This is a genomic window from Paraburkholderia sp. CNPSo 3281 (assembly GCF_024206515.1).
GTDB lineage: Bacteria > Pseudomonadota > Gammaproteobacteria > Burkholderiales > Burkholderiaceae > Paraburkholderia > Paraburkholderia nodosa.
The window spans coordinates 63,761-77,605 of record NZ_JAMBPS010000032.1 but is presented as its reverse complement, the minus strand read 5'-3'; the positions used below and the strand labels follow the sequence as shown (position 1 = coordinate 77,605).

Genomic DNA, 13,845 nt, shown 5'->3' with positions numbered 1-13,845 from the left:
TTGCGCCTCCCTCAGCCGAGGCTCAGTTGCGTGCGCGTGAAGCGCCCGTAGACGAAATAGAGCACCGTGGTCGCCGCGAGCAGCAGCGCGCCGAGCGCACAGGCCATGCCCCAGTTGATCGACACGTTGGTGAAGTACGCCACGTAGTAGCTGACCATCTGGTCGCCCGGCCCGCCGAGCAGCGCCGGCGTGATGTAGTAGCCGATCGAGAGAATGAACACGAGTAGCCCGCCCGCGCCCACGCCGGGGTACGTCTGCGGCACATACACGCGCCAGAAGGCCGAGAACGGATGGCTGCCAAGCGATACGGCCGCGCGCTGGTAAGTCGGCGGAATCGACTTCATCACGCTGTAGAGCGGGAGCACCATGAACGGCAGCAGGATGTGCGTCATCGAAATGTAGACGCCCACGCGGTTGAACAGCAGCGTTAGGGGCTGCGAAATGAGGCCTGTGCCCAGCAGCGCCTTGTTGACGAGACCCTCGCCCTGAAGAATCACGATCCACGCGGCCACGCGCACGAGAATCGACGTCCAGAACGGAATCAGCACGAGGATCATCACGAGATTCGCGCGGCGCTCGGAGAGCGTGGAGATCCAGTAGGCGAGCGGGTAGCCGAGCAGCAGCGCGAACACCGTCACGAACACGCTGATGACGAAAGTGCGGCCGAACACGTCGAGATAGATCTGCTGCTCAGGATCGGCGGCCACGATGTTGCCGAACGCATCCTGCCGGTGGTCCAGCGATGCGAGCAGGTAGAACGGCGAATAGCGCGAGCTATTCTTCGCGATAGCTTGCCAGTAAGCGACGTCGCTCCAGCGGTCGTCGAGTTCGACGATTTTGGCGCGCGTTTGCGCGGGGGTAAGCGTGAGCGGTTTGCCGTCGTCGTCGGCGAGCGGCATGGCGCGCGCCGTCTTCGCGACCAGCGAGCGGAAGCCCGCGATTTCCACGTTCAGGCGGCGCGCCAGCGCGCCCATCGCATCGCCGTCCCGCACGACGGTCAGGTCTTGCGCGAGCGCCGCGTAGGCCGCGTCGGGCGGCGCGCTCTTGCGGTCCCAGTCGCGCAGCGCCGTGATCGTATGCGGCAGCGCCGTCGCCACTTCGGGGTTCTGCACCGCGCGTGTGAGCAGCGCGGCGATCGGCACCACGAAAATCAGCAGCAGAAAGATCGCGAGCGGCGCGATCAGCATGAGCGCCATCGTGCGCTTCTTCGCTTGCGCTGCGCGCAGTTCGCGCTTCAGGCGCGCGGTCTCTTCGCGTGCCGCGCCGGCAACGTTGGTCACGGTCGTCATTGTGGTCACATCCAGTCTCCAGCCATGCAGCCAAACCGCTCCGGGGCTTGCGCCCCGGAGCGTCTACATCACTCTCACTTCGCGGCCCACGAGGCGAAGCGCTGCTCCAGCTCGTCGCCGTGGTCGGTCCAGAACGTGAGGTTCTCCTGGATGGCGGTCTTGCCGTTGTCCGGCGAATTCGGCAGGTTAGCGAGCGTCTTCGCGTCGAGCGCCTTGATCGCGTTCGCGTTCACCGGGCCATACGCGATGTGCTGCGCATACGCCTGCTGCGGCTTCGGCGAGAGCGTGTAGGCGATGTACTGCTCGGCCAGCGCCTTGTTCGGCGCGCCCTTCGGGATCGCCCAGTAGTCGAGGTCGTAGATGCTGCCGGTCCACACCACCTTGAGGTTCTTGCCTTCGCGCTGCGCGGCGTCGATGCGGCCGTTGTACGCCGTAGACATCACCACGTCGCCCGCTACGAGGAACTGCGGCGGCTGCGCGCCGGCTTCCCACCACTGGATGTTCGGCTTCAGTTCATCGAGCTTTTTGAAGGCGCGGTCCTGACCGGCCTTCGTCGCGAGCACCTTGTAGACGTCCTGCGGCGGCACGCCGTCGGCCATCAACGCGAACTCCATGTTGTAACGGGCGCCCTTGCGCATGCCGCGCTTGCCCGGGAATTTCTTCACGTCCCAAAAGTCGGCCCAGTTCGTGGGCGCGGTCTTGAGCTTGTCGGCGTTGTAAGCGAGCGCCGTGGACCACACGAAGAAGCCGGCGCCGCAGGGCTGCTGCGCCGCCTTCATGAAGTCGCCCTTGTTGCCGAGCTTGGCCCAGTCGAGCTTCTCGTAGAGACCTTCGTCGCAGCCGCGCGCGATGTCGCCGGTTTCGACTTCCACCACGTCCCAGTCCACGTGCTTCGCGTCGACCATGGCCTTCACCTTGGCCTGCTCGCCGTTGTACTCGACAGCGGTGATCTTGTTGCCGGTCTGCGTCTGGAACGGCTCGTTGAACGCCGCCTTCTGCGCATCGCCATTGGCGCCGCCAAAGTTCACGACGGTCAGTTCCGCGGCATTCGCCACGCCGAACGAGAGTGCGAGTGCGGCCGCGACCGCTACAACGCGCATGTTGCCGATCTGCTTCATGGTTGAGTCCCTTCTCCTTGGTGGTTTGTCTTGCCGGGCCCTTCGATGCGAGAAACGTGGCCCGATCGTCGAGACGCTTCGCGAGGCAACGGCGCGCGAGATTGCGCGCCGCGCCCGCACGTCTCAAGCGAACACGCGCAGATGCTCAGGCGCGAATTCGAGTGCGACCGGCTGGCCGGGCGCGAAGCCGTCGAGCGCCTCGGTGCCGAGCGGCACCTTCACGAAGCATTCGTCCTGCTGTGGCAGGCCACAGCGCATGCGCACGTGGTCGCCGAAATAGATGAGGCCGCGCGCTTCTCCGGCCAGCGAGTTTGCGCCATTGCCCTTCGAGCCGTTCGCGAGCTTCATGCGCTCGGGGCGAATGCACGCGATGGCCGCGGCCCCCGCCTGCGCACCCGCCACGTTGCGGCCGGTGAGGCGCGTGCCGTCGGCGAGATGCATTTCGCAGTACTCGCCATCCACAGCGGCAATGGTGCCGCGCAGCCGGTTGCTGTCGCCGATGAAGTTCGCCACGAACTCGTTGCAGGGCGACTCGTAGAGCCGGTCCACGCTGTCGAGCTGCTGCACGATGCCCTTGTCGAACACGGCCACGCGGTCCGACATCGTGAGCGCCTCGCCCTGATCGTGCGTGACATAGACGAACGTGACGCCGAGCTTTTCGTGCAGTGACTTCAGTTCGTACTGCATATGTTCGCGCAACTGCTTGTCGAGCGCGCCGAGCGGCTCGTCCATGAGCACGAGCTTGGGCTGGAACACGAGCGCGCGGGCGAGCGCGATGCGCTGCTGCTGGCCGCCGGAGAGCTGCGCGGGATAACGCTTCGCGAAGCCTTCCATGCGCACCATCTTGAGCGCGTCGTTCACGCGCTGCGCGCGCTCGGCGGTCGGCACCTTGCGCACGCCCAGCGGATAGGCCACATTCTGCTCGACCGTGAGATGCGGAAAGAGCGCGTAGTTCTGAAACACCATGCCGATGTCGCGCTTGTGCGGCGGCACGTTGTTGAGCAGCTTGCCTTCGAGGCGGATCTCGCCGCCGGTGGGAAACTCGAAGCCGGCGAGCATCATCAGGCAGGTGGTCTTGCCCGAGCCGGACGGGCCGAGCAGCGTCAGAAACTCACCTTGATAAATATCAAGGTCAAGTTGTTTGACGACCAGCGTTTCGCCGTCATAGGTCTTGCGCACGCCGCGAAAGCTGACGATCACATCCGAGGTCTTCATCCGCCCTGTCTCCTTTGCATACTCTTTTTCCCGGCCGGCCCTTCTGACGCGATTAAATAAATCCTGGCGCAGGCGTTAACCGAAACTGACGTGCGAATTACTATAGATGGTCCCGGCTCTATTCAATGGAGCCATTTCATTATTACCGATGGAACCACTTAGCCATGGTGATCCTGTCCGAATGGCTCGCGGCGCAGCTCGACAAGGAAAGCGCCGAGCCCGCCTACCGTCAGCTGCTGCAGCTCATGCAGCAGGCCATCCTGACGGGCCGGCTCGCGCCCGGCACCAAGCTGCCCAGCTCGCGTACGCTCGCGGGCGACCTCGGCGTGGCGCGCAACACCGTGCTGCACGTCTACGACCAGCTGAGCGCCGAGGGCTACGTGATCTCGACCACCGGCAGCGGCACCTATGTCGCGGACACGCGCCCCGACTCGGCCGCCGTGAGCACGCCGACGCCAGCCGCCGCCGCCGACGACGAGGACGACGACGCGAGCGGCGCCTCGCCGCGCGGCGACATGTCTATGCGCGGCCAACGCCTCATCGACGAGGCGGGCGTGTCCGCCAGGCAGTGGGGCGCCTTTATGCCGGGCGTGCCCGACGTGGCCGAGTTTCCGGCGCGCACGTGGAGCCGCTTGCAGGCCCGGTTATGGAAATCGGCGAATCATGGTTTGCTGACCTACGCGCCCGGCGGCGGCTACCGTCCGCTGCGGCGCGCGCTTTCGGACTATCTGCGCGTGGCGCGCTCGGTGCGCTGCACGCCGGACCAGATCATCATCACTACGGGTATTCACCAGTCCATCGATCTCGCCGTGCGGCTGCTCGCCGACCACGGCGACACGGCGTGGGTCGAAGAGCCGTGCTACTGGGGCGCGCGCAGTGTGTTGCAGTCCTCGGGATTGAAGCTCGCGCCCATTCCCGTCGACGTCGAAGGGCTCAATCCGCGTGAGCAGGACCTGCGCGACCCGCCGCGTATCGCGCTCGTCACGCCTTCGCATCAATACCCGCTCGGTATGGTGATGAGCCTCGCGCGCCGCCGCACGCTGCTCGAATACGCGCGCCAGCACAAGGTGTGGATCATCGAGGACGACTACGACAGCGAGTTCCGCTACGGCAGCCGGCCGCTCGCCTCGCTGCAGGGTCTCGACGAGTCGGACCGCGTGATCTACGTGGGCAGCCTCGGCAAGCTGCTGTTTCCGGGCCTGCGCATCGGCTACATGGTCGTGCCCGAGCGGCTCGCGGCCACGTTCCGCACGGGCGTGGCGGAGCTGTATCGCGAAGGCCAGCTCATGCAGCAGGCCGTGCTCGCCGAATTCATCATGGATGGCTATCTCACTTCGCACGTGCGCCGCATGCGCACGCTCTATGGCGAGCGGCGCCAGCTGCTGATCGACGCGGTCACGCGCCACTTCGGCGATGCGCTGCCCGTCATGGGCGACGAAGCGGGTCTGCACTTCGTGCTTGGCCTGCCCGACCACACCGACGATCGCGCCATCGCTGCGGCCGCCTACGACGCGGGCGTGATCGTGCGCCCGCTCGCGGCCTACTACAGCGTGCGCCAGGACCGCAAAGGATTGCTAACGGGTTACGCGTGCGTGCCGCACGAGGAAATCGCGCCGGCCTTTGCGACGCTCGCGCAGGTCATCGAGGAACATGCGTTTGCGAACCCGAAAAAGCTGCGGCGCGCCGGTTAGACCCAAGCGCGCCGCTGCATCGAATCGCGTCTTTGCATAGAAGCGCGCCGCTTATTTCAGACCGAAATCCACCCGCGTCGTCGCGCCCTTGTCTTCGATGCCCTTGGCGTCCAGCTTCGGCGCCACGATGAACACGCGGCTCGGATCGACCTTGCCTTCGAAGTACTGCTGCACCGCTTGCGCACGGTCCTGAGCGAGGTTGCGCAAGGTGGCGTCGTCAACGGGTGCGTGGTCGGCTAGCGCCTGCTTCATGTCGTCCACTGGCAGCGTCTTCGTGAGGCCGATCATGTTGTGCGGCTTCTTGAAGTCCGCATCCTTATAGGCCTTGGCGAGGTACTTCTCGTACTCCTTGTCGTCCACCTTGACCTGCGAGGTATCCACGCTCTCGCCGTTGCCCACCGTGTCCTTCACCTTCTGAAGCCGCACGAGGCGATCCACGTACTGCTCGCGCAGCGCGGGCGTGTCCACGGCCGGATCGACGCGGCCGATCAGATCGATCTTGATCGAAGGCTTGTCGTCGAGCGCCTTCATGATCGTGTCGAGCTTCTTCTGGTCGGCATCGGTCAGCGTTGCCGTGCCGGCCGCGAATTCGACATAGCCCAGGTCTTCGCCGCCGCCCCCGAATGCGTTGGCGAGCAGCGTGAACGGCGCGGTCACCGCCTTCGCGATGAGGTTGAGCACCGCCTTCCAGATCAGGCCGCCCAGGCTGAACTCGGGGTTCGAGAGCGAGCCCGACACCGGAATGTTCACGTCGATCTCACCCTTGCGGTTCTTGAGCAGCGAGATCGCGAGCCGCACCGGCAGCTTGGTGGCCGTGTCGTTGTCGATGTGATCGCCGAACGTGAGCTGGTCGATGAAGATATGGTTGTTCGCCGTGAGCTGGTCGTTCGCGAGCTGGTAATGCAGATCGACGTTGAGCTTGCCCTTCGTGATCGGATAGCCCGCGTACTTCGCCGAATACGGCGTGAGGTTCGTAAGCTCGATATCGTGCGCGCTCGCCGTGAGATCGAGCGACGGCTTCTCGATGAGCGGGTTCACCGTGCCCTTGATCGAAAGCGGACCGTTCGCCGCGAGCTTCGCGGAGACATCCACGGGCGCGGGCGTCGTCGACTGCGTGCCGAACGCGCCCACCGTGCCGTGGATCTGCACGAGATCGGCGGTGTAGTTCGGCTTGATGAAGTTGTCGGTGTAGTTCACGCGGCCGTCCTGCAGCACGAGCTCGCCGAAGTGCAGGCGCACGGGGTTCTTCGGCGCCTGTGCGGCCACGACCGTGGCAGGCGCGGAAGCGGGTGCGGGTGCGGAAGCCGTCTGCACGGGTGCGCTCGCCGCCTGCGGCGTGAGCGGCACGGGCTCGTGCGCGCCTGGCTTGCCGCTCGTGTCCTGCGTAAGCGACTGCGCCGCGCCGGTTTGATGCGCGACCACGTCCTTGAGATTGAGCTTGCCTTGCGCGTCGAGCAGCACGCGGCCATAGAAGCCGGCGAAGGTCACGCGGCTCGCGTCCACGTCGGTGCCGCGCGCGTCGTCGTAGTTCGCCTTCAGGTTCGTGAGCGCGAGCGAGCGCCAGCCCGCGAACGGGCCGGACGTGGCCTTGTCGAGCATGCGCACGTCCACGAGCGCCGCGTCGCCGCGATAGTTCGCCTTGAGCGCCTTGCCCTGTTCGACCGAAAGCTGCCCGTTCATGTTGAGCAGCGCGCTCGCGATCACCGCGTTGAGCTGATTGCCGAAGTAAGGCTCGAACGCGGCGGCGTCGAGCTGGTTTGCGTCGATCTTCAACTGCGCCGTGAGCGGCGTCGGGTTGATCTTGCCGCTCAGCGCGAGTGTGCCCCTACGGTTGACGGTCGCCTTCAGGTCGATCGGCAGCGGGTGCCTCAGGTCGTCGCTGATCTGCTGGATCTTCAGGTCGAACGGCGTGATCGCGAGCTTCACCGGGCGCGGCGTCGAGCTGTCCGTGAAAATGATCGTGCCGTTGTTCAGCGTGAAAGCGTCGATTGTGTATCGCCAGGCCGGCCCTTCCTGCACCGACTTTTGGGCCGCGTGAATCGCCGTGCGCTCGGGCGCCGCCTGATGCGTGGAGGCGAGTTGCGCCAGGTCGAGCTTGCCGTCCTTCTGGCGCTCGGCGTTCACCACGAGACCGGTCACGTCCACCGAAGCGATCTGCGCCTTGCGCGCGTTGAGGTCGATCCTGCTCACCTGCACCGTGCCCTGGGCGAGCGCAATGGAAGGCGCCTTCGCGCCGCGCGCCGCGAGCTTGAGCGATTCGAGGCCGAGCGTGCTCTGGCCGACCTGCACGACGGCAGGCTGCTGCGCCCAGTCGGCCTTGAGCGTGGACGTGAGATTGAGCTTGCCGTCCAGAATCTGCGCGCCGCTCAGGTTGTCGATATACGGTTGCGCCTGCGGCAGACTCACGCGCTCGAGCGCGATGTTGGCTTCGGCGTTCTTGCCCGCGAGGCTCACCGTGCCCGACGCCTTGATCGCGCCGCCGTCGTTCGCGTTGGTCGCGAACGTGAACGGCGCGCCCGCTTTGGCGGTCGTCGAGAAATTGGTAAGCGTGGTCGAAAGCTGCGTGAGCTCGACGTTCACCGGCCGCGCCGGCACATCGTCAGCGACGTGCACGGTGCCGTTCGTGAGCGCGAACTGGCGGATCGAAACATCGAGCGGCGCGGGCTTCGCTTCCTCGGCCGCCGCCTGCGCGCTCTGGGCACCCGAGGCGCCCGAGGCCGGCGCGGCGCTCGCGGCCTTGCCGGCGGCCGGCGCATTTTGCGCGGCCGGCGCGCCCATTAACTTCTCGACGCTCAGCATGCCTTGCTTGTCGCGCGCGACCCACACCGTGGGCGCGTCAAGATGGATGTCGTCGAAGCGATAGACATTGCTGAACGGTTCGAGCGAAGCCGCCGCCACGTGCAGGCTGCGCGCGCCGAAGAACGGCGCGTTGGCGTTGTCGGTCGAGTCGAAGTCGTTCAGGTCGGTCGTGCCCGTCACACGCAGCGTGGGCTTCTCGCCCGACATCACGAAATCGAGCTTGAGGTTGGTCGAGAGCTTGCCGCTCTTCACCGTGACGGGCAGCTTCGTCGGCGCGTAGGTGAGGAGCTTCGGCACGTCGAGGTCGGTCAGGCGCAGCTCCACTTCCGACTCGCGCGTCGCGGAAAAGGGCTTGGTCCTGCCGTCGATGGCGAGCGTGCTCGCCCCGTCGATGCGCGCGCGCAGCATTGGCTGAACGAAGATATCGGTCTTGGAAGGCAGCGTGGCGATAAACGGAATGCCGAGCGACCAGCGGTCGATCACGTGCTTTTCGTTGAGCAGGCGATCGTCGAAGGTGATCTGGCCGTTCTCGATGCGGATGTTCGAAACCGAAAATTGCGAGGGCTTGCTGCTGGGCTTCGAGGGCGTCGAGAACTTCTCGATGAGGTCCGAGAAGTTGAAGTGCTGCGCGTCGAGCCGCACGATCGTGGCGCGCGGCGAGTCGAGCCGCAGTTCGTCGACGATGGGCGCCGCGCGAAAGAGCGACGACCACGACGCCTGCACGACGGCGCGCGAGACATCGAAGAAGTCGCCGTTGCCGCCGCGCTCGCCGATATGCACGCGGTCCGCTTCGAGACGCAGCGTGTACGGATTGAGCGCGATGCGGCCGATCGTGACGGGCCGGTCGAGCTGCTTGCTCAACTGCTGCTCGGCAACGTGGCGAATGATCGGCGGCGCGGCGAAGAAGCCGACCAGGCCGAACACAATCAGAAAGATGACGACGCCCGTGAGGATGCGCCGGGTGCGGGGCGCACGCGCGACCGCGCGCACCGATTGCAAGGAAGAGTTGAGCGACGCTTTGTTGAGGCTTGCCATGCTTGCTTGCGGATGAGGCGGCAACAGGCCCGCCGCGGGATGTGGGTCTGATGTCGGAAATCCGGGGATGCCGACAGCCGGAAGTATAGGTCCGATAGAAGATCGGACGGCGGGAAAACGCCGCCCGCGGCGCAGGTATTGCGCAACAAGAAGTAACAGCGCAAAGGCGATGGCCCGGCGATTGCGGGGTGTCCGTCGCGCGTGTTGCGCAATGCATGAAATGCGGGCGGAAAAGCCGGGCGTGGCGCTTGAGCGGGCTTATGCGGCGCAAAAAAAGCGTTGGCGGGACAGCGGCCCGCCAACGCCTGGTTCAGCCCGGTTCAGCGATTACTGCCGCTCGACGGCGGGCGGCTGCCAGCTGCCATCGGTCGCCTGCGGCTTCGCGGCGTAGAGGCGCATCACGAGGCGGAAGTCGCCATGCGGCGCCGGCACCCAGTTCGCGCCGCCGCGCGGCCGCTCGGCGCTCACGTGCACGTCGAGCGAGCCGTCGCGGTTGCGCCGTGCGCCGCTGCGGTCGCCGAACGCCACGCGCACGGGCGCGTCGGCATCGAGCGCGCCGTCGGTCGTATAGGCCGTGATCGACCAGAAGCCGCGCACCGGCGGCAACTGCTTGGCCGTGAAGTGGATCGTGTAGCGGTTCGCGCCGTTGAGCGCATGACCGTCGCTGTCCTGGCTCACGCGGGCGCGCACTTCGTCGCGGGTCGTCGGCAGACCCGGCGACGTGTACGCCGCATAGGCGCGCAGCGAGTAGTCGGGGCCGTAGTTGCCCGCATCGTCGCCCACCCAGAGCCAGCCGTTGCCTGCCAGCAGGTTGGCCGGCGGCGTCGCGGCGCGCGTGCGGCCATCGGCGAGACCCGCCTTGACGACTGCGGCGTCCTTCGCGCCCGTGGGCAACTGCGCCGGGTCGCCCGGGTGCACGCCAATGTCGCCGAGAATCTTGAGCGCGTGCGCGTCGTCCGCCGTGGGCGGATTGTCCTCCAGCGCCTGGGCGAGCCGGTCGAAGAAACCGTTCGCGTCGAGCGCCGCGACCTGGGCGGACGGCGTGCCCGGCGCGACCGGATCGCCGCTCTGCGTGGCGCCGGTCGGCTCGTTGCCGCGGCCGCGGCGAGCGCCGGCCTTGCCGCGCGCGCCGCGCTCGTCCCACCCGGAAAGCTCCGTGACCTGCAGGCCGTGCTGCAGCCGCCGCACAGCCGCGAGGTCGCCGCCGCCGCGCGTCTGGATGCGCGCGAGGAACCACACGTAGCGCGTCGACACATCGACGCGCTTCACGCGCGCGGGCAGCGTGCCCTTCCAGCCGGCCGGAACAAATGCAATCGTTTGCGCTTTCAGACCGCTGACACGTTCGCCGGTCTGCGCGGCGGCTGTCGACCAGACGACGTTCGTCCACATGTCGAGCGCGCGCGCGTCCATGTAGCGGCCGTGCGTATCGGGCAGCGTGACGAGCACCGGCTCGCTCGAAACGTCGAGCCAGCCGCTGGAAGTCAGCGTGTCGAGGTTGGGTTCGGGCGGGCTCGAAGCCCCGACGGGCGGCAGCGACTGCGCGTGGCGCAGCGTGTTCGGCGCGGCCTGGCCGGGCGCGCTGCCGGTGGCGGCTTCGCGCGCCACGTCCATCAGCACGAGCGGATAGCCAAACACATAGGAGTCGGAGACTTCGTCCTTCATCCAGCCGTTGCTCTTCGGCGCAACGTCTCCCGGCGCCGAGGCGCATCCGGCGATCAGGGCAAGACAGGCAAGCGCGGAGCAGCTACGGTACGTAGAGAATGCTCGATGTATTGTTGTCATTTGTTGGTTGTATTCGGTGCGGGCGGTCCATGAAGTGACGTCGACCGGCTGGCCACTCCGCGCGCGGGGCCCCCCCAGGGCCGTGGTCAAATGCGCGCGGCAAGGCGCCAATGCCGCCGGTTGGTATCGTATCGCTCGCGCCTGGGCCTGAAAAGCCTGCAGCGTGGAAAATTGCGTTACCGCTCGAGAGCTTGCTCTCAGGACTTCCCTCTGAAACGAAAGGGGCGTAATGTCGCGCCCCTTGACCTTCCCATGATGGGAACGTAGATACTGCCCAACATCGATGACAGCCAGTGCTCGCACCCCATCATGAATGAACCCCTCGTAGCAGAGCGCACCGATACCGCCGTGGCCGAACTCGAGGTCCACGGCATGACGTGCGCCTCGTGCGCCATGCGCGTCGAGAAAGCGCTTGCCAAGGTGCCGGGCGTCACGCGCGCCTCGGTCAACCTCGCCACGGAAAAGGCCACCGTCGAGGCCAGCGGTGGCGTCGTGCCCGCCGCGCTCGTCGCCGCCGTCGAAAAGGCCGGCTATGAAGCCGTGCCCGTCGCCACGGAAGCCGCCACGCTCGCCATCGGCGGGATGACTTGCGCTTCATGCGCGAACCGCGTCGAGAAGGCACTCGCGCGCGTGCCCGGCGTGGCTGGCGTGAGCGTGAACCTCGCCACCGAGCAGGCCACCGTCAACACGCGCTCGCCGCTCACGGGCGAGTTGCAGGACCTGCTCGTCGCCGCCGTCAAGAAGGCCGGCTATGAAGCCACGCCGCTCGCCGCCGACGAAGACGCCGCCACCCCGGCGAAAGGTGCTGCCGCCAGCGACGAGGCGCGCCGCGAATGGCGCGCCGTGCTGATTTCGGCGGTGCTCACGGCTCCGCTCGTGCTGCCGATGTTCGGCCACTGGCTCGGCTTCGACTGGATGCTGCCCGCCGCGGCGCAGCTGACGCTGGCGAGCGTCGTGCAGTTCGTGTTCGGCGCGCGCTTCTACCGCGCCTCATGGAAGGCCGTGCGCGCCGGCGCGGGCAACATGGATCTGCTGGTCGCGCTCGGCACTTCGGCCGCGTATGGCGTGAGCGTCTATGCGATGCTCGCGCACCCCGGCGACATGGCCCATCTGTATTTCGAGGCCTCGGCGGTGGTCATCACGCTGGTGCGCTTCGGCAAGTGGCTCGAAGCCCGCGCGAAGCGCCAGACCACCGACGCGATCCGCGCCCTCAACGCGCTGCGGCCGGATCGCGCGCGCATCCGCGTCGATGGCGCAAATGGCGCCAACGCAGAGGAGCGCGAAGTCCCGCTCGCCCAGGTTCGCGTGGGCACCGTGGTGGTCGTGCGCCCCGGCGAGCGCCTGCCCGTGGACGGCGTCGTGCTCGAAGGCCGCAGCCACATCGACGAATCGCTCATCACGGGCGAAAGCCTGCCGGTGCCGAAAGCGCCCGACGATCCCGTCACGGCCGGCTCGATCAACGGCGAAGGCGCGATCGCCGTGCGCACCACGGCCATCGGCGCGGAAACCACGCTCGCGCGCATCATTCGCCTCGTGGAAAGCGCACAGGCCGAGAAGGCGACGATCCAGCGTCTCGTCGACCGCGTGAGCGCCGTGTTCGTCCCCGCGATTCTCGTGATCGCGGCCATCACGCTGGGCGGCTGGCTGTTCGCGGGCGCGAGCGCCGAAACGGCGATCCTCAATGCCGTGGCCGTGCTCGTGATCGCCTGCCCGTGCGCGCTCGGCCTTGCCACGCCTGCCGCGATCATGGCCGGGACCGGAGTGGCCGCGCGCCACGGCGTGCTCATCAAGGACGCCGAAGCATTGGAGACCGCCCACAACGTGAGCGTTGTCGCCTTCGACAAGACCGGCACGCTCACGCTCGGCCAGCCCTCGCTCACCGCGTTCGAAGCGGCCGGGGGGCTCGCGCGCGGCGAAGCGCTCGCGCTCGCCGCCGCCGTGCAGCGGCACAGCGATCACCCGCTCGCGAAAGCCGTGGTGCAGGCGTATGAAGCACAGGCAAAAGCACAGGCGCCAGGCGCCTTGGCCGTCGCCGCCCATGCGCGCGCGGTGCCCGGGCGCGGCGTGGAGGCCGAAGTGAACGGCCGGCGCCTCGCGATCGGCAGCGGCCGCTGGCTCGACGAACTGGCGCTCGCCGTGCCGCCCATGCTCGCGGCCCGCGCGCATTCGCTCGAAGAGGCGGGCAATACGGTGTCGTGGCTATTCGAGCCGCACGGCGGCGTCCTCGCCCTGCTCGCTTTCGGCGACACCGTGAAGCCCACGGCGCGCGAAGCCATTGCGAGCCTCAAGGCGATGGGCATCCGCAGCGTGCTCGTGACTGGCGACAACGCGGGCAGCGCGGCGGCCGTGGCCGCGCAACTCGGCATCGGCGAAGTCCACGCGCAGGTGCTGCCCGACGACAAGGCGCGCACGATCCGCGACCTCAAGATCAAAAGCGGCGGCATCGTCGCGATGGCCGGCGACGGCATCAACGACGCTCCGGCGCTCGCCGCCGCCGACATCGGCATCGCCATGGCCACGGGCACCGACGTCGCCATGCACGCGGCAGGCATCACGCTCATGCGCGGCGACCCGGCGCTCGTTGCCGCCGCAATCGATATTTCGCGGCGCACGTGGCGCAAGATCCAGCAGAACCTGTTCTGGGCGTTCGTCTACAACCTGATCGGCATTCCGCTCGCCGCCTTCGGCCTGCTCAACCCCATGCTCGCGGGCGCCGCCATGGCGTTTTCCAGCGTGAGCGTCGTGACCAACGCGCTGCTGCTCAGAACGTGGCAGGCCCGCCGCTAACGCAGAAATTCACGGCGCGACGTATCGCGCGAAACATAACGAAAGGGCGCTTCATGCGCCCTTTTCCTTGTGGCGGCGTTATTTTTGGATTCCGAAATATCCCACAATCTGCACACCGAAACGGCATGA

The 13,845-nt window shown here is 67.0% G+C and carries 6 protein-coding genes and 2 pseudogenes; 3 read left to right on the top strand and 5 right to left on the bottom strand.

The annotated features are described in order from the left end of the window. Positions 1–11: 11 nt before the first annotated feature. The 3 genes from M3I56_RS26375 to M3I56_RS26365 all read right to left on the bottom strand — a co-directional run bounded on the left by M3I56_RS26375 (position 12) and on the right by M3I56_RS26365 (position 3,622). A complete protein-coding gene (locus tag M3I56_RS26375) occupies positions 12–1,289 on the bottom strand; it encodes an ABC transporter permease (protein ID WP_254356452.1) in 1,278 nt (425 codons plus the stop codon). A gap of 74 nt (positions 1,290–1,363) precedes the next feature. Next, positions 1,364–2,407 carry an ABC transporter substrate-binding protein gene (locus M3I56_RS26370; protein WP_375541792.1) on the bottom strand — a complete coding sequence of 348 codons (1,044 nt, stop codon included), beginning with the start codon at positions 2,405–2,407 and terminating at the stop codon, positions 1,364–1,366. Positions 2,408–2,530: 123 nt separating this feature from the next. Continuing rightward, complete coding sequence (locus M3I56_RS26365) at positions 2,531–3,622, bottom strand: ABC transporter ATP-binding protein (protein WP_254356438.1); 1,092 nt, start codon at positions 3,620–3,622, stop codon at positions 2,531–2,533. Between the two features lie 164 nt (positions 3,623–3,786). On the opposite strand from M3I56_RS26365, the pseudogene M3I56_RS41700 reads away from it, so the two are divergent. Both M3I56_RS41700 and M3I56_RS26360 read left to right on the top strand, forming a co-directional pair. After that, positions 3,787–4,069: pseudogene (locus tag M3I56_RS41700) on the top strand (GntR family transcriptional regulator); the annotation flags it as partial. 65 nt (positions 4,070–4,134) lie between these two features. Further along, a pseudogene (locus M3I56_RS26360) lies at positions 4,135–5,313 on the top strand (PLP-dependent aminotransferase family protein); the annotation flags it as partial. Between the two features lie 51 nt (positions 5,314–5,364). Here the strand turns inward: M3I56_RS26360 and M3I56_RS26355 are convergent. Both M3I56_RS26355 and M3I56_RS26350 read right to left on the bottom strand, forming a co-directional pair. Then, on the bottom strand, positions 5,365–9,147 hold the full coding sequence (locus M3I56_RS26355) for a DUF748 domain-containing protein (protein WP_254356436.1): 3,783 nt from the start codon (positions 9,145–9,147) through the stop codon (positions 5,365–5,367). Positions 9,148–9,474: 327 nt separating this feature from the next. Further along, positions 9,475–10,929: a DUF1254 domain-containing protein gene (locus M3I56_RS26350; protein WP_254356435.1), complete on the bottom strand. Its 1,455-nt coding sequence runs from the start codon at positions 10,927–10,929 to the stop codon at positions 9,475–9,477. 309 nt (positions 10,930–11,238) lie between these two features. Between M3I56_RS26350 and M3I56_RS26345 the strand changes: the two genes are divergently transcribed. Continuing rightward, positions 11,239–13,716 (top strand): heavy metal translocating P-type ATPase, encoded by a 2,478-nt coding sequence (locus M3I56_RS26345; RefSeq protein WP_254356434.1) that lies wholly within the window; start codon positions 11,239–11,241, stop codon positions 13,714–13,716. Positions 13,717–13,845 lie beyond the last annotated feature (129 nt).